This is a genomic window from Sphingomonas sp. DBB INV C78 (assembly GCF_042693015.1).
GTDB lineage: Bacteria > Pseudomonadota > Alphaproteobacteria > Sphingomonadales > Sphingomonadaceae > Sphingomonas_E.
Genome location: NZ_CP170544.1, coordinates 1,850,306 through 1,871,779, shown reverse-complemented (window position 1 = coordinate 1,871,779; position 21,474 = coordinate 1,850,306). Strand labels below are relative to the sequence as shown.

Genomic DNA, 21,474 nt, shown 5'->3' with positions numbered 1-21,474 from the left:
TCGATCGGTCCCAGAGCCCATAGGGCCGCTCTGCCACCCCGCCTTATACTTCACCCGGCGAGGTGGGGCGCGAAGGCGCAGCGGATTCTGCAGGGGCCGGTGACTGGCGAAGTCGCATGTCGCGCTTTGCTGTCACCCATGCACCGGGCACCACGATAAACAGCAGAACGAGGCTTGCGGCGAGCGCGTAGCGGCCAGGTGCAGACAATGAGGGCGCAGCCTGCTGGAAGCCGGCCATCATGAAGACGTGAAGTGTGAACATCTGGATCGAATATTTCCCCGCATTCACCAGGAAGGGAAGCGAGAAGTACCAGCGCATGACCCGATCGAGCCATGCCAGTGGCCCTTCTGGACGCAGCAGAATCGCGCAAAATAGCGAGATGAAGGCGAGAATCTTGAAGAGGTAGACGGGGTGCAACTGCACTCGCGGCCAATTGCTGTTCAACTCCGCAAACCCTTCAAACGGTGTCGGGAAATAGCTGGTCTGGCGTCCGACAAGGACGACCACGGCGGCAACTGCCATCAGGGCATAGAACGTGCCCTGCGGCAGGCGTTTGATGAGCTCTGCCGCATCCTGCGATCGGGTTCCGATATACAGGAAGGCCATTAACAGAAATTGCCACGCCGGGACGTCAAACACGATGAAGCGGTTGCCATAGCCGAACATCCCGGCTGCATAGGTCGCCTGGCTCGCTGCGTAGATAAGCCCGGAGATTGCCAGCACGGTTCCGAGGCCAATGCGAGGCACCATCCAGAACAGGCCGTAGAGCAGCAGGAAACAGTAGAAATAGATCGGCAGAATATCGGAATAGGCCCCGCCATCCCGCATTACGGCGACGCTTCCGATGAGCGGCAGCGTTTCTGCCAAAGAGGTGCTGCTGAATGTCATCTGTGGACGCCCCTTTGGATGCAAGCAGTAAATCGGGGCATGTTGGCACGTAGTCGGATGCTGTCATCTGTCCGGCCTCGATGAGCAGCGCCATAGCTGCGGGCCAGTATGGGAGTTCGCGGACCGGATCCATTTCAGCAACGCGCGCTTGGTTAGCGCTCCGACATTCCCTGGTTCTTCCAGCCCCGTCTCGCCGACTGTTGTGCCATACCCTCCTTCGACCGCCTACGTCCCCGACGCCTCTGGCCTCAGTCCTGGCTTACGCCGTGACCACTGCCGGAGCTCTGTAATCTTCGTTCCTGGTGAGCAGCGCCCAGGCCATGCGCGCCATCTTGTTGGCGAGCGCGACGGTGACGAGCATGCGCGGCTTGCGGGCCAGCATCCGCTCCAGCCACGAGCCAGTCGGCGCACCGAAGCGACACGCCTGGCGCACGATAGAGCTGCCGCCAATGATGAGCAGCCGCCTGATGGTCCGCTCTCCCATTTTCGAAATGCTGCCCAATCGCTGCTTTCCGCCTGTCGAGTGCTGACGGGGCGCGAGGCCGAGCCAGGCAGCGAAGTCGCGACTCTTGCGGAAGGCCTCGATCGGCGGCGCTAGCGCGATAATGGCCGTCGCAGCAATGGGTCCGATGCCAGGAATAGTCATCAATCGTCGGGCTGCTGCATCCTCCTTTGCACGCCGCGCGATCTCACGATCGAGCACGGATATCTGCTTGTCGAGTTCCGCGAGCAGGTCGACCATGAGCTTGAACATCGGCCGCGCCGCTTCCGGCAGGCTCGAGGTCATCGCCTCATCCTCCAGAAGGTCAGCCAGCATCGCCATATGCGCGGTCCCGCGTGGCGCCACCCAGCCATACTCGGCCAAGTGGCCGCGGATCGCATTAATGAGCTGGGTGCGCTGACGCACCACCAGATCACGCGTGCGGAACACAAGCCCCGCAGCCTGCTGCTGCTCGCTCTTCACCGCGACGAAGCGCATGTTTGGACGCTGCGCTGCCTCACAGATCGCCTCGGCATCGATCGCATCGTTCTTGTTCCGCTTCACGAACGGCTTCACGTAGGCCGGCGGGATTAGCCGCACATCGTGTCCCATCGCCTGCAGTTCGCGCGCCCAGTGATGCGCGCCGCCGCACGCTTCGAGCGCTACAACACAGACCGGCTGACCGACGAAGAAGTCGAGCAGCTTGACCCTCGTCAGTTTGCGACTGAACACCATGGCACCGCACTCATCAGCGCCGTGCGCATGAAATACGTTCTTGGCGATATCCAGACCAATTGTGGCAACCTGCGACACGGACGCCTCCCTCAGTGGTGTTCAACACCTCCACTTTGACACATCGATGCCGTCGGGGGGCGTCCACCCCATCAGCAACAGGAAAGGGATCGCACTGATCAGGTAATATTTGTAAATAGTACCGAGGCGACCATTGAGGAAGGCGTAGAATCCTCCGACCGTCTTGATCCGCGTCGCGTAAAGATAACCGATGATGAACCCCGAAATCGGGATAAAAAATTCCGCATCATACATGCTGATGAAGAAGTGATGATGCATGTATCGGAGATAGTTCATCCCTTCGCTGAAGCTGAGATGAGCTATCAGCATTCCGATGAGTAAATGCCCACGGATTCCGTCAACCAGATGTAAGCGCATCCGGCTTCCCCCCCAAATTGTCCCCGGAAAACTAACATATGATAAGAGAGGATATTGCAAGCCGTTAACCAATCTCGCCATGAGATCGTATCTGTCGCTGGGAGAGTGCGCGGCGGCGGTCGTCGCGTTTGCACCGTGGCGATCTGGGATTCCTCGCCGCCATCTTGCGTTTGCCTTCGGCGAATTGGCTTGGCTGAATCGCTGACGCCTTGGTTGGTGGCTGCCGCGCTCGAACGATGGATCGCCTGCGCCCGATCGAAATTCATTCTTGTATGGCATATAATATATGCCATTAGATAATTGTGATTCGATCGGTGGAGGGGATGGTGACGACAGATGTCGCGACCCGGAAAGGCAAAGGGGAGGTCCGCCGGGGCCGACGCCCGCGCCTTTCGCGCGACGCCGTGCTCACGGTTGCGGCGGAGATGATCGCGCGCCAGCCGGCCGCGCCTTTTTCGCTCAATGCGTTGGCGCGCGAACTGGGCGCCAGCCCGATGGCGCTCTACACCTATTTCGGCAGCAGCCATGATCTGCACCAGGCGCTGACCGAGCATATGCTGCGCGAGCTGGTGGTGGAGATGGATGCCGCCATGCCGCCGCTCGACGCGATCGCCGGCTGGTGCCATGCCACCCGTGCCTTCTTTCTGCGCTATCCGCAGCTTATCCACCTGCTGATCTGGGAAGGCGGCGGCGCCTCGATCGCCTGGTTCAACAAGTCGCTGCCGCTGGTCGACGCGCTGCGCCGCACGGGCCTGGACGGGGAGGATCTCGCCCGCGCGACCCTGTGGGTCTGGGGCGACATCATGGGCGCGATCCACAACGAGATCAGCAATCGCGCCGCGCCGCAGGTGATCACGCCCGATCAGGTAGCGCGCATGGAGCCGGCGCTGCACGCGCCCGTCACCGCTTTGCTCGCCATGGTCGGTGGCGACGGCCATTTCGACAGCTTCTTCGATTATCAGGTGGCGCGCCTGCTCGATGCGATTGCAGCGCTCACCAATCACCAACGAACATAATCAAGCGGACGGATGGAGTGATGCAGGAAGAGATGGCGATGCAGGTGGCGAAATACGTCACCATCTATGGCACCGGGGCGGGCATCTTCCTGCTCTTCTGGCTGGTCGCGGAAGCCTATCTGCGGCGGCGCGAGGGCAAGCGGGCGGTCAGCGGCGAAGGCTGGGCGAACTTCATCCTCTTTCCCTTGGGGCCGCTGGCGGAGGGCATATTCCTGAATGCTCTGCTGATCGCGGGCCTCTATCAATTCTATGCGCTGACGCCGCTGCGGGTGCCGGTCACGCTGTGGACGCTGCCGATCTACTTCATCGTCGGCGAATTCGCCCAATATTGGTTCCACCGCGCGGGCCATGAGGTGCGGCTGCTCTGGGCCGATCATTCGATCCATCATTCGGCCCAGACCTATGATTTCACGGTCAATCTGCGGCACACGCCGTTTTCGACGGTGTATCGCTTCCTCACCTGGGCGCCGCTTGCGCTGCTCGGCTTCGAGCCGCTGGTGCTGGTCGTCTTCGCGATGACGACTCCCGCCTTCCAGTCGCTATGCCACACCGAACGGCTCGGCCGCTTCCATCCCTGGTTCGAATGGCTGTTCGTCAGCCCCAGCAACCATGCGGTCCACCACGCGAGCAACCCGCTCTATATCGATCGCAACTATGGCGGGTTGCTGAACATCTGGGATCACGTGTTCGGCACCTATCAGCGCTTGGAGGAGCATACGCCGCCGGTCTACGGCATCACCCGACAGGTGGATTCGAACAATCCGGTGAAGATCCTGCTCCACGAATTTCGCCATCTCTCCCGTGATTTCCGCGGGGCACCCGACGGGCGGCAGAAGCTGGGCGTGCTGTTCGGCAAGCCGGGCGAGACGTTCGAGATGGACAAGGCCGCGAAGGACATGCCCGTTGCCGAGGGGTTGGAGGCGGCGCGATGAAGCCGTTCGACGTGTGGACGCTTGCGGCATTGGTCGCAGCACTTGCCCTGCTGGCGACGCTCAGGCTTTCAGTGCCGGGTGCACAGCGCGTGCGCCGACTGAAGCTGATCGCACATCCCGCCTTGCTGTTGCCGTTGATCCTGACGGTGCCGATGACGGTGGGCCTGATGCTGGCGGGCATGGTGCCGATCGCGCCGACCGCGGCTCAGGCTATCGTCACGGCGAACTATGGCTATTGGGCGGGAATCGCGGCGCTTATCACTGTGGTGACGGCCGAGCTGTGGCTGTTGTGGACGCCGGCCATCGCCGCGCGGGGGATGGCGCGGAACGCCGATCATCCCGGTTTGGGGGGGCTGCCGATCGTCAACCTCCTCTTCGGGGCGACGATCCTGGCCCTATTGTGGTGGGCCTGGAACTGAGAAGGCTGGTGCGGACGGCGGGACTCGAACCCGCACTTTCAAAGAAAAGCAGATTTTCGCACCACTTCGGCTTTCGCCGCCGGCCCTTCCGCGAGGAGGGGCCGTTCGTGGTCCGGACTGTCCCTTCGCCATGGCCCAAGGGCCGAAGGCGCCACCCGTCCAGTCTCTACACCTTCCTGCCCACGCCACAGGGCGGGGCGGGCTTGGCTCGGGATTGGCCTGACCGGCGTTTGCCGGCTTTAGCTTTCCCCGAATTTGAGCGGTTCTGCACCGCGGGTTTCCCCGCGGGCACCCAAATCATTTAAGTCTGCTGCGTCTACCGATTTCGCCACGTCCGCGGCTTACTGCCAAAGGCCGCAAGCCGCGGGCGCGGTCAAGCCGGAAATCGCATACGCCTCAAACATTCAGGCGCGCGCGCATCTCCTTGCCAGGTTTGAAATAGGGAACGCGCTTGGCGGCAACCTTCACCGATTCGCCGGTGCGGGGGTTGCGGCCGGTACGGGCAATACGCGCCCGAGTCGAAAATGCGCCGAAGCCGCGCAGCTCGACCCGGCCGTCTTCCTTCAACCGTTCCGAAATCTCTTCGAAGAACACACCGACGATGCGTTCGACCTCATTCATCGAGAGGCCCGGATTGTCCCGGGCCAGCATTTGCACGAGTTCCGATCTGATCATTGGCCTTCCCCCATTGTGACGGACCGCTCGGCGCCTCCAGGGTTACAGACTTTAGCCGTTGCCAGGAACAGGACCCCCACGGTCCCAATCCTCGGAAACGATCGTCACCCCACAGACGGGCCGACACGATCCGGCGTGCCGGCCTCCATCAATATGCAACAAAACGAACGGGAAAGCGACGGGTGAGTTGCGCTGTCTCAAGCGCTGCCATAGCCATCTCTAGCGTCACTGAATCGGAGTGGAATGGATGATCGTTCGGAAACTCTTCCTGGTCGCGGGGCTGGCGCTGGCGGCCCAGCCGGCGATGGCCGACCCCCTGCCGAAACCGCCGTCTTTCGCCACTTGCAGCGTGTGCCACAAGGTCCAGGCGGGCGTGCCTTCGGCGATGGGGCCCAATCTGTGGGGCGTGGGTGGGCGCCAGCCGGCGACGCTGCCCGGCTATGCCTATTCGCCGGCGATGAAGAAGGTGACGAAGCCGTGGACGCGGGCCGCGCTGATCGCGTTTCTCGCCGAACCCCAGAAGATCGCACCGGGCAACAAGATGGCTTATGCCGGACAGAAAGACCCCAAGGTCGCCGCCGCGCTCGCCGATTATCTGATGTCGCTGAAATAGATTTCGGCCGAAACCCAAAGAAAAAGGGCGCGAACCGCAAGGTCCGCGCCCTTCTTTTGCGTAGCCCGAAGGCTTGAGCGTTACTCGCCGCGCGCCTTGTTCAGCGCCGCGCCGAGGATGTCGCCCAGCGACGCGCCCGAGTCGGACGAGCCATACTGCGCAACCGCCTGCTTCTCGTCGGCGATCTGCATCGCCTTGACCGAGAAGGTCGGCTTCTTCGAACGATCGAAGCCGGTGACCATCGCGTCGAACTTCTGACCGACCTGGAAACGCTCCGGACGCTGCTCGTCGCGGTCGCGGCCGAGATCGCCACGCTTGATGAAGCCGACCGCGCCATCGTCGCCCGCCTGGACGTCGAGGCCCGCATCGCCGACCGAAAGGACGGTGATGGTGACGATCGAGTTCTTGGCCAGCTTGTCGCCGCTGGCGGCAACGACGCCACCACGCTCAAGCTGCTTCATGCCGAGCGAGATGCGCTCCTTCTCCGGATCGATGTCGAGCACGACGGCCGACACGGTTTCGCCCTTGTGGTGGAGAGCCAGGGCTTCCTCGCCCGAAACGCCCCAGGCGATGTCCGACATGTGGACCATGCCGTCGACGTCGCCGTCGAGGCCGATGAACAGGCCGAATTCGGTCGCGTTCTTGACTTCGCCCTCGACGGTCGAGCCAACCGGGTGCCTCTCGGCGAAGGCTTCCCACGGGTTGCTGATCGCCTGCTTCAGGCCCAGCGAGATGCGGCGCTTGTCGGCGTCGACCTCGAGGATGACCACGTCGACTTCCTGCGAGGTCGAGACGATCTTGCCCGGATGGACGTTCTTCTTGGTCCAGCTCATTTCGGAGACGTGGACCAGGCCTTCGATGCCCGGCTCAAGCTCAACGAACGCACCATATTCGGTGATGTTGGTCACGCGGCCGGTGAACTTGCCACCGATCGGATACTTGGCGGCCGCGCCTTCCCACGGATCGCTCTCGAGCTGCTTCATGCCGAGCGAGATGCGCTGGGTTTCGCGGTTGATGCGGATGATCTGGACACGGACGGTATCGCCGATGTTGATCATCTCGCTCGGGTGGCCGACGCGCTTGTAGCTGAGGTCGGTGACGTGCAGCAGGCCGTCGATGCCGCCGAGATCAACGAACGCACCATAATCGGTGATGTTCTTGACGACGCCTTCGATCACCTGGCCCTCGGCCAGCGACTGGATCAGGCCGGTGCGCTGTTCGGCGCGGGTCTCTTCCAGAACGGCGCGGCGCGACACGACGATGTTGCCGCGGCGGCGATCCATCTTGAGGATCTGGAACGGCTGCGGGATGTCCATGAGCGGGGTGACGTCGCGCACGGGACGGATATCGACCTGGCTGCCCGGCAGGAACGCCACGGCGCCGTTGAGGTCGACGGTGAAGCCGCCCTTGACGCGGCCGAAGATGACGCCATCGACGCGGGTCGACTGGCCGAATTCGGCTTCGAGCTTGTCCCACGCGGCTTCGCGGCGGGCGCGGTCGCGCGACAGCATCGCTTCGCCGTGCGAATTTTCGACGCGGTCGACATAGACTTCGACTTCGTCACCGACCTTGAGTTCGGCCTTCTGGCCCGGCGCCGGCGCGAATTCGCGCAGCGCGACACGACCTTCCGACTTCAGGCCGACGTCGATGACGGCCATGTCGTTTTCGATGGCGGTGACGGTGCCCTTGACGACGCGGCCTTCGAAGCCCTGTTCATCGCCGAGAGTTTCATTGAGGAGAGCCGCGAAATCATCGCGGGTCGGATTGGCGGCAGTTGCCATGGTCTAGAGTTTCCTACTAACGGTTTCCGGCCATCTGGTTGGATCCAGAGGTCTTTTGGCCGAACCGCCGCACGGGCCCCATGCCCGGACGGCATCTTTCAGGCGACACCCGCGAAAAGCCAAAAGCGCGCAAGGAGCCTCCGGTGTCATCCGCCGGTTCCTCTGCGCGCCGGTTACGAGCTGGCCTTGCGGCCGATCCCGAGCTGGGCTTCCACGAGCGAAATCGCCCGATCGACGGCGGCGTCTATATCCAAATCGCTGGTATCCAGCAAGGCGGCATCGTCGGCCGGCTTGAGCGGTGCGGTCGCCCGCGTGCTGTCCCGCAGATCGCGAGCGCGGATGTCAGCTTCGATCTGGCCGACGTCGACCTCGTGACCGGCGCGCGCCAGTTCGTCATGGCGGCGACGCGCCCGCACCGCGGGGGACGCCTGGACATAGAGCTTGGCACTGGCATGCGGCACGATCACCGTGCCGATATCGCGCCCGTCGAGCACCGCACCGCCCGGCTGCGCAGCAAAGGCGCGTTGGCGCGCGACCAGTGCCTCGCGCACGGCGGGGATCGCCGAAACCCTGGAGGCGGCGGCACCCGCCATCTCGGTGCGGAGTTCCCGGTCGGCGAGCAGCGTGCCTGGAAAATCGCAGGCGGCCAGCGCGTCCGCCTCATTTTCCGGGTCGCCACCCGCGCGCAGCACCTGCACGCCGACGGCGCGATAAAGGAGGCCGGTGTCGAGGCAGGGCAGCCCATAATGAGCGGCAAGCGCGCGGGCGATGGTGCCCTTGCCCGATGCGGCGGGGCCGTCGACGGCGATGATCATTTCGGGTCACCCCCTGCCAGCCAGTCGCGAAGTGCGGCCAGATAGGCCTTGGGCTGATCCGATTGGGTGCGGTGGGCGGCGTCGGCGATGATCTTCAGGGTCGCGCCCGGCGTCTCGGCCATCAGGCGGCGGGCGGTTTCGGCGGTCACCTCGTCCGAATCGCCGATCAGAAACAGGGTCGGGGCGGTGATCCGCTTCAGCAACGGTTCGCCATCATAATCGGCCAACGTGCCGGTCGCGCGGAACTCGTTCGGCCCCCACATCGCGTTATAGATGTTGGCGGCGAGCTTGAGCCCGTGGCGTTGCTCATAGGCCTGCGCCCAGGCAGGCAGCGGCTTGAGCCGCCAGAACCGCGCATAAAAGGCGTCGACGGCCGCATCGCATGTCGGCCGGGCAGGCGGGTAGGGGCCTTCGCACGCATCGAGCGTTGCCTGCACCTTGGCCGGCAGCATCGCGCGCAGCGTGGCCGCATCTTCCATCCAGGCGCGGGTGGAGATCAATGGCCCCTGGAGGACGAGGCTCGCCAGTTCCTTCGGCTGGCGGGCAGCATATTCGAGCGCGACCGTGCCACCCCAGCTGTGCCCCAGCACATGCCAGCGATCGACGCCCAGCGCGGTGCGGATCGCCTCCAACTCTGCGACGAATCGCGGGACGACCCAATTGGCCGGATCGCCCGGCTTGTCGGAAAGCCCGCAATCGAGCTGGTCGTAGAGGATCACCGCGCGATCCTTCGCCAGCGGCAGTGCCGGCAGGAAGGCACCGTGCGAGCCACCGGGGCCACCATGGATCATCACGATCGGCGGCAACTTGGCGTTGAGATCGCCATTGATCCGCACATAGGCGCGGCCGCCGGGCACCGGCACCATCATTTCCCGATCGGGGCGGACGAAAGCGGCGGCATCGGTGTCGGCAAGCGCCGAGGCGGGTGCCAGCATCGCAGCGCCGGCAGCGGCCAGCGTGGTCCTGCGGTCCATCATCATATCCCGGTTCAATCGATCGCCACGACGCGGCGGTGGGCGCCGAGGCTGGTTAACATCTCGGCGAAGCCGGGGAAACTGGTGGCGACCGGCGCCATATCGTCGATCACCACGGGTTGCCGCGACATCAGACCGGCAATTGCGAAGCTCATGGCGATGCGATGATCGAGATGCGCCTTTACGGTCGCGCCGCCCGCCAGCTTTTCGCCATCGCTGCCGTCGACGATCAGGCCGTCCTCCAATTCCTCGACGCGTGCGCCGATTGCGCGCAGCCCTTCGGCCATCACGGCGATCCGATCCGATTCCTTAACGCGCAGTTCCTCCAGCCCGCGCATCACGGTCCGACCCTGCGCCATTGCCGCGGCGACGAAGAGGATGGGAAATTCATCGACCATGCTCGGCACGATCTCCGACGAAACCTCGATCCCGGTCAGCGTGGAATGGCGTACGACGAGATCGGCCACCGGCTCGCCGCCGACGATGCGTTCATTGGCAAAGCTGATGTCCGCGCCCATCGCGCGCAGCACTTCATAAAGCCCGGCGCGGGTGGGATTGAGGCCGACATTCTCCACCGTCACCGACGACCCCGGCACCAGCAATGCGGCAACCACGGGGAAACCAGCCGAAGATGGATCGCCCGGCACGACGATCGCCTGGGGCTTCAGTTCGGCCTCGCCGCGGATCGAAATGATCCGCGCACCGTCTGCATCTTCCTCGACGCTGAGTTCGGCGCCGAAGCCGCGCAGCATGCGCTCGCTATGGTCGCGCGTCGGTACGGGCTCGATGACGCGGGTGATGCCCGGCGTGTTGAGGCCGGCGAGCAGGATCGCCGACTTCACCTGCGCGGAGGCGACCGGCAGGCGATATTCGATTGGCACCGCCGGGCAGATCCCCCGCACCATCAAAGGCAGGCGCCCGCCAGGACTGGCGTTGAATTCGGCGCCCATCAGGCCGAGCGGATCGGTGACGCGGCCCATCGGCCTTTTGGACAGCGACGCATCGCCGATGAAGGTGGCGGTGATGGCGTGGCTCGCCACCAGACCCATCAACAGCCGTGTCGAGGTGCCGGAATTGCCCATGTCGAGGGCCGCCTGCGGTTGCAGCAGGCCACCCACGCCGACGCCGTGAATGCGCCAGCGGCCATCGTCGCTGCGGGCGATATCGGCGCCCATCGCCCGCATCGCGGCGGCGGTGGCCAATACATCCTCGCCCTCCAGCAGGCCCTCCACCACGCTTTCACCGACCGCGAGCGCGGACAACATCAGCGATCGGTGCGAGATGGATTTGTCGCCCGGCACACGTACGGTGCCGTTGAGCGGGCCGTCAGCCGAAAAGGCGATCGAGGTGGCGGGGGATGCGGGGGAGTGGGCGTTCATCGGACGCGGCTTTTGACAGCGGCCCCCCGCTATGGCAAGGCGCCCGGCGTTTCGCTCTCGGTCCGCTGGTTCGGGGGTGCTTTTCCAATTCTTTCTTTGGAGTCTCACAGCCGTGGTGAAACCTGAATGGGGCACCAAGCGGTCCTGCCCGAAATGTGGCACCCGCTTCTATGATCTTGGCAAGGAAGATCCTGTCACCTGCATCGAATGCGGTACGGCGTGGGAGCCCGATCCCATCCTGAAGTCGAAGCAGCCGCTGCCGTTCGATGCGCCCAAGAAAGTGGTCGACGAGGACAAGGTCGATGCCGATCTGTCTGAGGACGATCTGGACATCGACGAAGATGCCGAGCCGAGCCCGGACGACGATGTCGACCTGGGCGGCGACGACGATATCGGTGTCGCCACGGGCGGCGACGACGACGAAAACTAAATTTTCGGATTGTTGCGATAATCATCTTGCAGGGGGGCGCGACCCGATCTAAAGGGCGCGCTCCCCGCCGGTCCCAACCGGCGGAAAATGAGATGGGGCCGTAGCTCAGCTGGGAGAGCGCTGCAATGGCATTGCAGAGGTCAGGGGTTCGATCCCCCTCGGCTCCACCATTTAAAAAGCCCGGATTTCCGGGCTTTTTTTATGCGCGGCATTGGCCGGATAGCGGCCAGTTTCCTTGAGATTGGTATCGCGCCGGGATGCGCGACGCGGTCTGGTGATAATGAAAAGGAGTCGATTGTGCGGACCCTTCCGGTCGGCTGATCATTCCATCCGAATGTCTGCGGCAAGGCAGCAGCTCCGTCACTACTTCATCTCCGTAATAAGCGGCCCGTCATGGTTGCAGCGATCCGGTGACCAGATCGTCGCGCCTGGCCGGCGGTGCTCAGTGCGCGATGTTGACCGTGCCGCCGCCGCGCCGGGACTCGCGGGGCGACATTCCGAAGGTCTGGACATGCCAGCGGGTGAAGGCGCCGATCGAGCTGTAGCCGAGCATGTCGGCGACATCGGTCACGCGTACCTTGGGATTGGCCAGATATTGCGCGGCGAGTTGCATGCGGGCGCGGTTGAGGAGTTGGCTGAAGCTGGTGCTTTCGCCGTCGAGCAGGCGTTGCAGCGTCCGGATGGTGAGGCCCATCGAATCCGCGCAGGTCTGGATATTGGCGCGGCCGGAGGGGAGGAGGAGCATGACGATCTGCTCGACCTCCTGGGCAGGGCTGCGGCGCGCGGGGCTGACGACGGATTCGATCAGGCGGCGGGCGTGGAGCGCGAGCGCGGCATCAGCCTTGGGGTTGGGCCGGTCGAGATCGCGTGCGTCGAGCACGATGCCGTTGAAAGGCGAATTGAACTGCGGCGGGCAGCGGAACAGGCGGCGGAAGATCGCCATCTCGTTCGAGGGTGGAGCCTCATGGGCGAAACAGGCCGCTTGCGGTTCCCATTGGTCGCCGAGAACGGTTGCGCATAGCCGCGCAATGACTCCCATCGCCAGGTTCGATGCCTGGCGCGATGGTTCCGGAGTGCTCAGCGAGAAATCCTCGCGCAGGATCACCTCTTCACCGATCTGCTCGAAATGCAGCACCAGCGTCGAATTGACCCGGTTGCGGAATTCCGCGAGCGCCTCCAGCGAGAGGCGCAGCGTCGGCTGATGGACGATCAACAGGCTCGTTGTGCCGAGATCGGCGAGCGATCGGCCCTCCGCCATACGCAGGCCGAGGGTGAGGCAGCCCGTCGCGGCCGCGCTTTTTTCGAGAAGGCGGATGGCGGCGCGGGCCGAGATCAGTTGCTCGGGATTGGTCAGCAAATCGGGGGACAGCCCGATATCCTTCAGGATAGGGCGCGGATCGACACGGAATTCCCGCATCGTTGAAAAATAGCCGGTCAGCGCGGCGACGCGCATAAGCTCCGTCATTCCGCCTCTCCGAAAGCCGCCCCCTTGGCGTCGAATGGCAAAAGAATGTCATCAAATGTGAAAAAGGCAAGCGGGCTGCTGCCTATGCCTCATTCAAATTATCGAATGAGGGTGATGCGTAAATGGCAAAGGCGGTCCGCTTTTACGAAACCGGTGGCCCGGACGTTCTGAAGCTGGAGGAGGTTGCCGTCGGCAATCCCGGTCCGGGCGAGGTGCGCATTCGCCATGCAGCCGTGGGCCTCAACTTCGCCGACACCTATTTTCGACTGGGCTATTATCCGGCGCCGCTGCCCAATGGCATGGGTGTGGAAGCGGCCGGCACGATCGAGGCGGTGGGCGAGGGCGTCACCGGCTTCGCGGTGGGCGATCGCGTCACCTACACGGGCAGCCCGCTTGGCGCCTACTCCACCGAACGGGTGATGCCGGTGGGCTCGTTGTTCAAGCTGCCCGATGGCATCGCCTTCGAAACAGCGGCGGCATCGACCATGCGCGGGCTTTCCGCCGCTTACTGGCTGCTCAAGACCAATCCCTGGCTGAAGGCCGGCGACACCATCCTGCTCCACGCGGCCGCCGGCGGCGTCGGGTTGATCGCGGTGCAGTGGGCGAAGCTGCTCGGCCTGCGCGTGATCGGCACGGTTTCGACCGAAGCCAAGGCGGAACTCGCCCGCGCCCATGGCTGCGACGAGGTGATCCTGTATCGCAACGAGGATCTGGTCGTCCGCGTCAAGGAACTGACCGACGGCGTCGGCGTCGGCACCGTCTTCGACAGCATCGGCAAGGATACCTACGAAGCTTCGCTCAAGTGCCTGAAGCGCAGGGGCATGCTCGTTGGCTGTGGCACCGCGTCCGGCCCGTTCCCGCCGATCGACGCGCTGCAGATGGCGATCCAGGGTTCGGTCTATTTCACGCGGCCCGCACTCGCCGATTTCATCGCCGATCCGGCGGAGCGCGCAGAGCTATCGACGGCTTTGTTCGATCATGTCGCGAGCGGCCGCATCCGCATCGAGATCAACCAGCGTTACGCGTTGGAAGATGCCGTCCAGGCGCATCGCGATCTCGAGGCGGGCAGGACCACCGGCTCGTCCGTGTTCATCGTCTGAGCGGGGAGGAGGCCATGCGCGTCGAGAAGCTGACCACCCATATCGGCGCCGAGGTTCATGGCGTGAACCTGGCCGAGGCAGCGCGCAATGACGATCTGTTCGGCGCGCTGCGGGCGGCCTTGCTGGAGCATCGCGTCCTCTTCCTGCGCGATCAGGATTTTGCCCGCGCCGATCATGTCGCCTTCGCCGAACGCTTCGGGCCGCTGGAGGATCATCCGGTGGCGGGCAGCGATCCCGATCATCCCGGCCTCGTCCGCATCTACAAGGACGAGAATTCGCCGCCCGATTATTACGAGAATGCCTGGCATTGCGATGCGACCTGGCGGGAAGTGCCGCCGATGGGCGCGGTGCTGCGCTGCATCACCTGCCCGCCGGTGGGTGGCGACACGATGTGGGCCAATATGGCGAAGGCCTATGCCGACCTGCCGGACTATGTGAAGCAGACGATCGCGCCCCTGAAGGCGCGCCACAGCATCGAGGCGACCTTCGGCGCGCGCATGCCCGAGGAAAAGCGGCACGCGCTCAAGACGCAGTTCCCCGATGCCGAGCATCCCGTTGTTCGCACGCATCCCGAAACCGGCGAGAAGATCCTCTACGTCAACGGCTTCACGACCCACTTCACCAATTTTCACACGTTCGAAAACGTCCGCTACGGACAGGACTTCGCACCGGGCGGCGCCAACCTGCTGCAATATCTGATCGGGCGCGCGGCGATCCCCGAATATCAGGTGCGCTGGCGCTGGCAGCCGAACAGCGTGGCCATCTGGGACAACCGTTCGACCCAGCATTACGCCGTCATGGATTACGCCCCCACCGTCCGCCGCATGGAGCGCGCGGGCATCATCGGCGACCGGCCGTACTGACTTTCCGACAGGAGTATCGACATGCAGTTCCTCGACGATTCCCTGCTTCCTGAAACCCAGGAAAAGCTGGTCATCACCGTTGCGCCTTATGGCCCGGAATGGGCGCCGGAGGATTTTCCGGAGGATATTCCGATCTCGATGGACGCGCATGTCCAGAAGGCGGTGGATTGCTACAATGCCGGCGCGACCGTGCTGCACATCCACGTCCGTGAGGAGGATGGCCACGGATCGAAGCGGCTGTCCAAGTTCAACGAACTGCTCGCGGGCCTGCGCGAAGCCGTGCCCGACATGATCCTCCAGGTTGGCGGCTCGATCTCCTTCTCGCCCGAAAACGAGGAGGACGGCGCCCAGGCCAAATGGCTGTCGGACGAGGTGCGCCACATGCTCGCCGATCTGAAGCCTGCCCCCGATCAGGTGACGATCGCGGTCAACACGACGCAGATGAACATCATGGATCTGATGGCGGAGGAGGAATATGGCGACACCTCGCTCGCCAATCCGGCACTCTACCACGCTTATCGCGAGATGGTGGTGCCGGCCGGCCCGCATTGGGTGGAAGAGCATCTCCGCCGGCTGACCGCTGCGGGCATCCAGCCGCATTTCCAGCTCACCTGCATGCCCGACATGGAAACGGTGGAGCGGCTCGTCCGCCGCGGCCATTATATGGGCCCGCTCAACCTGACCTGGGTCGGCATCGGCGGTGGTTTCGACGGGCCGAATCCGGCGAACTTCATGGAGTTCATCCGCCGCGCGCCTGACGGGTCGACGGTGACGCTGGAATCGGTGATGCGCAACGTGCTGCCGGTCAACGTGATGGCGATGTGTCTCGGCCAGCATGTCCGCTGCGGCATCGAGGACACGCTTTACGATCAGCATGGCGACAAGATGACCTCGGTCCAGCAGATCGAGCAGTTGACGCGCGTCGCGAAGGAGCTTGGCCGCGAGATCGCGACCGCCAAGGAGGCGCGCGAAATCTACAAGATCGGCGTCCAGTATAACAGCGTGGACGAGACGCTGGCGAAGCTCGGCATGGCGCCCAATCGCGAGCCGAAGCAGCGCGCGATCCCGATCCGCTACGCGAACTGACCCCGCCATGAGCGACACCGCCGACGCCACTTTGCTGTTCGTGCCGGGCCTCCGCGATCATGTGGAGGATCATTGGCAGACGCATATGGCCCGCGCCTTCCCCGGATCGGCGACGGTGGAGCCGCTGCGCGTCGATGGCCTCAGCCGGGCCGCGCGGGTGGAAGCGCTCGACGCAGCGATCAACGCGATCGCGGGGGATGTCGTGCTGGTCGCGCACAGCGCCGGCTGCCTGATGGTCGCGCATTGGGCAGAGACGCCGACCCGCGCGATCCGCGCGGCCCTGCTCGTCACCCCGGCCGATGTCGAAAATCCGCTGCCCGAAGGCTATCCGCAACTGGCCGATCTGGATGCCAATGGCTGGCTGCCGATCGCCCGTTCGCCGCTGCCCTTCCCGGCGGTGGTGGTTGCGAGCCGCAACGATCCGCTGGCGCCGTTCGATCGGACGGCGGCGCTGGCGCAGGCTTGGGGCGCGCGCTTGCATGATGCGGGTGAGGTCGGGCACCTCAATCCGGCGGCGGGCTATGGGCCTTGGCCGCAGGGCGCGGCGCTGATCGATGATCTCTGCCGCGGCATAGGCTGAGGATCGGTCGATGGCCGTCATCGCAGCGACAGGCTCGGATGTTGCGCAGGGGCCTGCGCGTCCCACCGCTTATGGCTGGGCGGTGTTCGCGCTGAGCTTCGGCCTGCTGATTTCGGACTATATGGCCCGGCAGGTACTGAATTCGGTATTTCCGCTGATCAAGACGGAATGGACGCTGAGTGACGCGCAACTCGGCCTGCTGTCGGGTGTCGTGGCCGTGATGGTCGGCCTGTTGACCTTCCCGCTCTCGCTGCTCGCCGATCGCTGGGGTCGCGTCAAAAGTCTCACGCTGATGGCGGTACTCTGGAGCCTCGCCACTCTGCTGTGTGCGGCGGCCCAGAATTATGGGCAGATGCTCGCCGGCCGCGTGATGGTGGGCCTCGGCGAGGCCGCTTATGGCAGCGTCGGAATCGCGCTCGTCATCAGTGTCTTCCCGCAACGCATGCGATCGACGCTATCGGCCGCCTTCATGGCGGGCGGCCTGTTCGGGCAGGTGCTGGGCGTCGCACTGGGCGGCGAGATCGCGGCCAGCCATGGCTGGCGTTCGGCGTTCGTTGCCATCGGCCTGGCCGGCTTGGTGCTTGCCATCCTCTTTCCGCTCATCGTCAACGAACGCCGCAATAGGGTGCTGGCTGGAGAGGTGGCCTCGTCCACTGACGTCGCCCCGCGACCCAGCCTGAAAAGCCTGTTCGCATGCCGATCGGTGACGCTGGCTTATATCGGCAGCGGCCTCCAACTGTTCGGGGCCGGTGCGCTGCCGGCGTGGATGCCCACCTTCCTCGGCCGCTATCATGGCATGGCGGTCGACGAGGCCGGTCGCACCTCCGCCTTGTTGTTCCTTATCTGCGGCGCGGGCATGGTGCTGTGCGGCATGGCCAGCGACCACTTCGCCCGGCAACGGCCGGACCGCAAGATCGCGCTCGCCATCGTCTATTGCCTCGGTTCGGCCTTGGCGCTTTCTCTGGCGATGCAATGCGCACCGGGCGGACTGCAACTCGTGCTGCTCGGCGTCGCACTGTTCCTGATCGCGGGGACGACCGGGCCGGCCGGCGCGATGGTGGCTAACCTCACTCCGCTCGCCATCCATGGCACCGCTTTCGCCACGTTGACGCTCGCCAACAACATCCTGGGGCTCGCGCCCGGGCCGATCGTCACGGGCCGCCTGGCCGACAGCTTTGGCTTGTTGGAAGCCTTTCGCCTGATCCCGATCGCCAGCGTTGCGGCGGCGATCGTCTTCGCCATGGCGCGGAAAAGTTATCTTTCGGATCTCGCCCGCATCGACCAGGCCGGCGTCCAATCGTGAATTCACTGCTCGCGCGGGGACGCACGCTCTTTCCCGGAATCCTGATGGCGTTCGTGGTTGCGGCTGCGGCCTGCTTCCTGTCCGAACATTATGATGCGCCAGTCATGCTCTATGCGCTGCTGCTCGGCATGGCGCTCAACTTTCTTACGGAAGCGGAGCGCAGCCGGCCGGGCATCGAGTTCGCGTCAAAGGCGCTCCTGCGCTTTGGCGTAGCGCTGCTGGGCCTGCGGATCGGTTGGGATCAGGTGACGGCGCTCGGCTGGGCACCGGTCATATTATCGGTCGCGCTTGTCAGCATCACCATCGCGGTATCCGTCCTGGCCGCCCGCTTCATGGGTTTCAGCCCCTTGTTCGGTTTCCTGTCGGGCGGGGCCACCGCGATCTGCGGGGCTTCGGCGGCGCTGGCGCTTTCGGCGGCGTTGCCGGCGCACCCGAAGAAGGAACAGGCGACGCTGTTCACGGTGATCGGCGTCTCGGTGCTGTCGACGCTTGCGATGATCGGCTACCCCATCGTCGCGAGCATCACGGGGCTCGATCACCATCAGGCCGGCATCTTCATCGGGGCGACGATCCACGACGTCGCGCAGGTCGTTGGCGCCGGCTACGCGATCTCGCCCGAAAGCGGCGACACCGCGACGATCGTCAAACTGCTGCGCGTCGCGATGCTGCTGCCCGTCATCCTCGTCGCCGGGCAAATCACCCGCAGCCAATCGGCGCCGGACGCGGTGCGCCCGCCGCTGCTGCCCTGGTTCGTGGTCGGGTTCATCGCGCTGGTAATGATGAACAGCCTGTTGCCGCTGCCGTCCGCGCTGCTCGATGCTGGCAACACCATTTCCAGAGCCTGCCTCGTCACCGCGATCGCCGCGATCGGCATGAAGACCAGGCTGGGCGAGATCGTGAAGGTCGGTCTGAAGCCGGTCGTGCTGATGGTCCTCGAAACCGTTTTTCTTGCCGCGCTGGTGCTGGCGGCAATCAAATTCGGCTTTGTGTGACATCAATTGTGAAATTCATGTCGCCAAAAGTGAAAATCGGGATGCCCAGCCTCGATTAGCCTCACGAAAATCCTAGGGGAGATACTTGAATGAAGCTCGATCAATGGCGCCTGCGCGCCAGCCCGCTTGCTGTCGCCTTGATTCTGTCTTCGGCGACGCCGGCGCTGGCCGAGGAAGTGGCGGCGGATGCTGCCGCAAGCGCAGACGCTGCTGCCGGTGCGGACGCCGATAGCGGCGACATCATCGTCACCGCCCAGAAGCGTGCCGAAAGCGTGCAGCGCGTGCCGATCTCGATCGCGGCTTTCGACAACAAGGCGCTGGCCGCGGCCAATGTCACTTCGGTCCAGGATCTTGGCCGCATCGCGACCAATGTGCAGATCAACAAGGGCGTCCAGTCCTCCTTCCTGCGCCTCAATGTCCGCGGCATCGGATCGGCGAGCAACACGACGATCGAGCCCAGCGTCGCCGTCTTCGTCGACAATATCTATGTGCCGCGCGCGGGCGCGATCGTCGGCTCGATGCTCGACATGGAAAGCGTGGAAGTGCTGCGCGGCCCGCAGGGCACCCTGTTCGGCCGCAACGCCAGCGTCGGCGCGCTGTCGCTCCATTCCGCGACGCCCAAGCAGGATTTCTCGGGCCGCGTGACGGGTGAGATCGGCAATGGCGATCGCTACAAGCTCGATGGCTATGTCAACATGCCGATCGACGACAATATGGCGGTGCGCGTCGCCGGCATGGGGCAATGGTTCGGCGGCTATTGGAAGAACCATCTCGACGGCAAGCAATATGGCGGCACCGACGATATCGCGCTGCGCGGCAGCTTCCGCGGACAGTTCGGCGATTTCGAATGGATCGTCCGCGCCGATTATTCCGAAATCAAGGGTGACGGCTTCACCAATATCGACTTCGACGAGAAGTCGGTCTCGCCCACCCAGCTCGCGACGCTGCAGGCGCGCTTGGGCGGCCAGTTGCCGGACACCGTGTTCAGCGATCGCTTCATGAACCAGTATGTGACCGCCGATCTCGACGACAAGCAATGGGGCGTCTCCAGCACGCTGTCCTGGGATCTCGATGGCAGTACCCTGCGCCTCATCAACAGCTATCGTGACTGGGACAGCGATCAGCTCGACGGCGACGTGATCTTCACGCCCGCGCCGATCCTGTCGCGCGTCGGCAATTTCGGGTCGCAGAGCCAGAACCACGAACTGCAGTTCATCTCGCCAGTGCGCGAATGGTTCGACGGCCATTTCGATATGGTGGCCGGCCTCTATTACTTCACCGAGGATTACAGCCTCGGCGAGAAATTCCAGATGAACGCGCAATTCTGTAACGTGCTGACGCCGCCGGGGCCAGTGCGCGGCGCGTGCAACAATTTCCTGACGGCCAATGGCGGCCGCGATGCCACCAACCAGCAGGTGACGCAGACCGTCGACAGCTATGCGGCCTACAGCCAGCTTACCTGGCATTTCACCGAGGAACTCCAGCTCACGCTCGGCGGGCGCTACACCAAGGATAAGAAGAAGGGCACCTATTCGCAGACGATCACCAACCCGTTCGTCGCGGGGCTGCGCGCGCCCGAGGTGCTGACCTTCCCGAAGATCGATGACGAGCGCTTCACCTATCGCGTCAGCCTGAACTATCAGCCGACGCGCGCGATGCTGTTCTTCGCCAATGTGTCGACGGGCTACAAGTCTGCCGGCTACAATAGCGGCGGCGGATCGCCGGCGCTGTCGACCTTCGACGCCAACGGCAACCTCATCTCCACCAAGCGCGTCTTCGATCGCGAAACCTCGACCAACTACGAGCTTGGCGCGAAGACGAGCTGGCTCGACAACAGGCTGACGGCGAACCTGACCTTCTACCGCATGGACATCAGCGGCTATCAGGATCGCGCTTTCGACGGCACCAGCTTCACCGTGCTCAACGCCGGCAAGCTGCGGCAGCAGGGCTTCGAATATGATATGGTGATGGCGCCGGTGCGCGATTTCCAGGTCACGGCCTCGCTCGCATACCTCGATTCGGCCTTCCGCGATTATCCCAACGCGCCGGGCCTGCCGGGGCTTGGCGGTACGCAGGATCTGAAGGGCAAGCCCAACACCTTCTCGCCCGAATTCACGACCCGCGTCGCGGTCGACTGGTCGGGTGACATCGGCTCGACGGGGATGCGCTGGGTGCTGAACGGCAACCTCGCCTTCGTGTCCGACCAGTTCTACGGCCTGGTCTCGGACGCAAACCCGCAGACGGTGCAGGATGGTTATGCGGTGCTCGGCGCGCGCGTGACGATCAACTCCGCGGACGACCAATGGTCCTTTTCCGTATTCGGCAACAATCTGACGAACACCCAATATACCAACGGCAATCTGTATCAGACGCTTGATGGTCCGCTGGGTCTGCGCAACGGCGTGTTCCCCGGCAGCACCGCCATCCGCACACTCCACGCCGATCCGCGCACTTATGGTGCGTCGGCCACTTTCCGCTTCTGATCCTACGCTGTTAGGTTCGGGGGAGGAG

The 21,474-nt window shown here is 64.0% G+C and carries 21 protein-coding genes and 1 tRNA gene; 13 read left to right on the top strand and 9 right to left on the bottom strand.

The features are described 5' to 3' along the window. Nucleotides 1-43: 43 nt before the first annotated feature. From opgC (ACFB49_RS08940) to opgC (ACFB49_RS08930), 3 genes are all read right to left on the bottom strand, one after another. Entirely contained in the window at nt 44-889 is an 846-nt protein-coding gene (gene opgC, locus ACFB49_RS08940; protein WP_380878618.1) for an OpgC domain-containing protein, read from the bottom strand. 259 nt (nt 890-1,148) lie between these two features. Next, the gene (locus ACFB49_RS08935) at nt 1,149-2,183 is read right to left on the bottom strand and encodes an IS110 family transposase (RefSeq protein ID WP_380878616.1); all 1,035 of its coding nucleotides are present in this window, start codon (nt 2,181-2,183) and stop codon (nt 1,149-1,151) included. 21 nt (nt 2,184-2,204) lie between these two features. Continuing rightward, nucleotides 2,205-2,540 (bottom strand): OpgC domain-containing protein, encoded by a 336-nt coding sequence (gene opgC, locus ACFB49_RS08930; protein ID WP_380878614.1) that lies wholly within the window; start codon nt 2,538-2,540, stop codon nt 2,205-2,207. A 326-nt stretch (nt 2,541-2,866) separates the two neighbouring features. Here opgC (ACFB49_RS08930) and ACFB49_RS08925 point away from each other — a divergent pair, with 326 nt between their 5' ends. From ACFB49_RS08925 to ACFB49_RS08915, 3 genes are read left to right on the top strand one after another with little or no spacing between them, the layout of a single operon-like run. Further along, entirely contained in the window at nt 2,867-3,556 is a 690-nt protein-coding gene (locus tag ACFB49_RS08925) for a TetR/AcrR family transcriptional regulator (RefSeq protein ID WP_380878612.1), read from the top strand. Nucleotides 3,557-3,576: 20 nt separating this feature from the next. Continuing rightward, entirely contained in the window at nt 3,577-4,488 is a 912-nt protein-coding gene (locus ACFB49_RS08920; protein WP_380878610.1) for a sterol desaturase family protein, read from the top strand. Then, entirely contained in the window at nt 4,485-4,907 is a 423-nt protein-coding gene (locus ACFB49_RS08915) for a hypothetical protein (RefSeq protein WP_380878608.1), read from the top strand. The genes ACFB49_RS08920 and ACFB49_RS08915 overlap by 4 nt, the downstream gene beginning before the upstream one ends. Before the next feature lie 396 nt (nt 4,908-5,303). Here ACFB49_RS08915 and ACFB49_RS08910 read toward each other — a convergent pair whose 3' ends face one another. Further along, a complete protein-coding gene (locus ACFB49_RS08910) occupies nt 5,304-5,582 on the bottom strand; it encodes an integration host factor subunit beta (protein ID WP_380878607.1) in 279 nt (92 codons plus the stop codon). A gap of 247 nt (nt 5,583-5,829) precedes the next feature. On the opposite strand from ACFB49_RS08910, the gene ACFB49_RS08905 reads away from it, so the two are divergent. After that, a complete protein-coding gene (locus tag ACFB49_RS08905) occupies nt 5,830-6,195 on the top strand; it encodes a c-type cytochrome (RefSeq protein WP_380878605.1) in 366 nt (121 codons plus the stop codon). Nucleotides 6,196-6,275: 80 nt separating this feature from the next. On the opposite strand, the gene rpsA is transcribed toward ACFB49_RS08905, so the two are convergent. The 4 genes from rpsA to aroA form a co-directional block, all read right to left on the bottom strand. Next, entirely contained in the window at nt 6,276-7,976 is a 1,701-nt protein-coding gene (rpsA, locus tag ACFB49_RS08900) for a 30S ribosomal protein S1 (RefSeq protein ID WP_380878603.1), read from the bottom strand. A 173-nt stretch (nt 7,977-8,149) separates the two neighbouring features. Beyond that, complete coding sequence (locus tag ACFB49_RS08895) at nt 8,150-8,791, bottom strand: (d)CMP kinase (protein ID WP_380878601.1); 642 nt, start codon at nt 8,789-8,791, stop codon at nt 8,150-8,152. After that, nucleotides 8,788-9,765 (bottom strand): proline iminopeptidase-family hydrolase, encoded by a 978-nt coding sequence (locus tag ACFB49_RS08890; RefSeq protein ID WP_380878599.1) that lies wholly within the window; start codon nt 9,763-9,765, stop codon nt 8,788-8,790. The genes ACFB49_RS08895 and ACFB49_RS08890 overlap by 4 nt, the downstream gene beginning before the upstream one ends. Nucleotides 9,766-9,779: 14 nt before the next feature. Continuing rightward, nucleotides 9,780-11,144 (bottom strand): 3-phosphoshikimate 1-carboxyvinyltransferase, encoded by a 1,365-nt coding sequence (gene aroA, locus ACFB49_RS08885; protein WP_380878597.1) that lies wholly within the window; start codon nt 11,142-11,144, stop codon nt 9,780-9,782. 112 nt (nt 11,145-11,256) lie between these two features. On the opposite strand from aroA, the gene ACFB49_RS08880 reads away from it, so the two are divergent. Further along, on the top strand, nt 11,257-11,574 hold the full coding sequence (locus ACFB49_RS08880; RefSeq protein WP_380878595.1) for a TIGR02300 family protein: 318 nt from the start codon (nt 11,257-11,259) through the stop codon (nt 11,572-11,574). A 94-nt stretch (nt 11,575-11,668) separates the two neighbouring features. Then, nucleotides 11,669-11,744: transfer RNA gene (locus tag ACFB49_RS08875), tRNA-Ala, on the top strand. Between the two features lie 272 nt (nt 11,745-12,016). Here the strand turns inward: ACFB49_RS08875 and ACFB49_RS08870 are convergent. Continuing rightward, entirely contained in the window at nt 12,017-13,039 is a 1,023-nt protein-coding gene (locus ACFB49_RS08870; RefSeq protein ID WP_380878593.1) for an AraC family transcriptional regulator, read from the bottom strand. A 122-nt stretch (nt 13,040-13,161) separates the two neighbouring features. Here ACFB49_RS08870 and ACFB49_RS08865 point away from each other — a divergent pair, with 122 nt between their 5' ends. From ACFB49_RS08865 to ACFB49_RS08835, 7 genes are all read left to right on the top strand, one after another. Next, nucleotides 13,162-14,139: a quinone oxidoreductase family protein gene (locus ACFB49_RS08865; RefSeq protein WP_380878591.1), complete on the top strand. Its 978-nt coding sequence runs from the start codon at nt 13,162-13,164 to the stop codon at nt 14,137-14,139. A 14-nt stretch (nt 14,140-14,153) separates the two neighbouring features. Then, nucleotides 14,154-15,002, top strand: coding sequence for a TauD/TfdA dioxygenase family protein (locus ACFB49_RS08860; protein WP_380878589.1), 849 nt, complete (start codon nt 14,154-14,156; stop codon nt 15,000-15,002). Nucleotides 15,003-15,023: 21 nt separating this feature from the next. Continuing rightward, complete coding sequence (locus tag ACFB49_RS08855; RefSeq protein WP_380878587.1) at nt 15,024-16,088, top strand: 3-keto-5-aminohexanoate cleavage protein; 1,065 nt, start codon at nt 15,024-15,026, stop codon at nt 16,086-16,088. 7 nt (nt 16,089-16,095) lie between these two features. Beyond that, entirely contained in the window at nt 16,096-16,668 is a 573-nt protein-coding gene (locus ACFB49_RS08850; RefSeq protein WP_380878585.1) for an RBBP9/YdeN family alpha/beta hydrolase, read from the top strand. A gap of 10 nt (nt 16,669-16,678) precedes the next feature. Next, nucleotides 16,679-17,971 (top strand): MFS transporter, encoded by a 1,293-nt coding sequence (locus ACFB49_RS08845; protein ID WP_380878583.1) that lies wholly within the window; start codon nt 16,679-16,681, stop codon nt 17,969-17,971. Next, nucleotides 17,968-18,963 carry a YeiH family protein gene (locus ACFB49_RS08840; RefSeq protein WP_380878581.1) on the top strand — a complete coding sequence of 332 codons (996 nt, stop codon included), beginning with the start codon at nt 17,968-17,970 and terminating at the stop codon, nt 18,961-18,963. The genes ACFB49_RS08845 and ACFB49_RS08840 overlap by 4 nt, the downstream gene beginning before the upstream one ends. An 89-nt stretch (nt 18,964-19,052) precedes the next feature. Beyond that, the gene (locus ACFB49_RS08835) at nt 19,053-21,446 is read left to right on the top strand and encodes a TonB-dependent receptor (protein WP_380878579.1); all 2,394 of its coding nucleotides are present in this window, start codon (nt 19,053-19,055) and stop codon (nt 21,444-21,446) included. Nucleotides 21,447-21,474 lie beyond the last annotated feature (28 nt).

Excerpts from the sequence above, each read along its gene's own strand:
- opgC (WP_380878618.1), bottom strand. The coding sequence starts at position 889 with ATGACATTCAGCAGCACCTCTTTGGCAGAAACGCTGCCGCTCATCGGA.
- opgC (WP_380878614.1), bottom strand. The coding sequence starts at position 2,540 with ATGCGCTTACATCTGGTTGACGGAATCCGTGGGCATTTACTCATCGGA.
- ACFB49_RS08920 (WP_380878610.1), top strand. The coding sequence starts at position 3,577 with ATGCAGGAAGAGATGGCGATGCAGGTGGCGAAATACGTCACCATCTAT.
- ACFB49_RS08915 (WP_380878608.1), top strand. The coding sequence starts at position 4,485 with ATGAAGCCGTTCGACGTGTGGACGCTTGCGGCATTGGTCGCAGCACTT.
- ACFB49_RS08910 (WP_380878607.1), bottom strand. The coding sequence starts at position 5,582 with ATGATCAGATCGGAACTCGTGCAAATGCTGGCCCGGGACAATCCGGGC.
- ACFB49_RS08905 (WP_380878605.1), top strand. The coding sequence starts at position 5,830 with ATGATCGTTCGGAAACTCTTCCTGGTCGCGGGGCTGGCGCTGGCGGCC.
- rpsA (WP_380878603.1), bottom strand. The coding sequence starts at position 7,976 with ATGGCAACTGCCGCCAATCCGACCCGCGATGATTTCGCGGCTCTCCTC.
- ACFB49_RS08895 (WP_380878601.1), bottom strand. The coding sequence starts at position 8,791 with ATGATCATCGCCGTCGACGGCCCCGCCGCATCGGGCAAGGGCACCATC.
- ACFB49_RS08890 (WP_380878599.1), bottom strand. The coding sequence starts at position 9,765 with ATGGACCGCAGGACCACGCTGGCCGCTGCCGGCGCTGCGATGCTGGCA.
- aroA (WP_380878597.1), bottom strand. The coding sequence starts at position 11,144 with ATGAACGCCCACTCCCCCGCATCCCCCGCCACCTCGATCGCCTTTTCG.
- ACFB49_RS08870 (WP_380878593.1), bottom strand. The coding sequence starts at position 13,039 with ATGACGGAGCTTATGCGCGTCGCCGCGCTGACCGGCTATTTTTCAACG.
- ACFB49_RS08865 (WP_380878591.1), top strand. The coding sequence starts at position 13,162 with ATGGCAAAGGCGGTCCGCTTTTACGAAACCGGTGGCCCGGACGTTCTG.
- ACFB49_RS08860 (WP_380878589.1), top strand. The coding sequence starts at position 14,154 with ATGCGCGTCGAGAAGCTGACCACCCATATCGGCGCCGAGGTTCATGGC.
- ACFB49_RS08855 (WP_380878587.1), top strand. The coding sequence starts at position 15,024 with ATGCAGTTCCTCGACGATTCCCTGCTTCCTGAAACCCAGGAAAAGCTG.
- ACFB49_RS08850 (WP_380878585.1), top strand. The coding sequence starts at position 16,096 with ATGAGCGACACCGCCGACGCCACTTTGCTGTTCGTGCCGGGCCTCCGC.
- ACFB49_RS08845 (WP_380878583.1), top strand. The coding sequence starts at position 16,679 with ATGGCCGTCATCGCAGCGACAGGCTCGGATGTTGCGCAGGGGCCTGCG.
- ACFB49_RS08835 (WP_380878579.1), top strand. The coding sequence starts at position 19,053 with ATGAAGCTCGATCAATGGCGCCTGCGCGCCAGCCCGCTTGCTGTCGCC.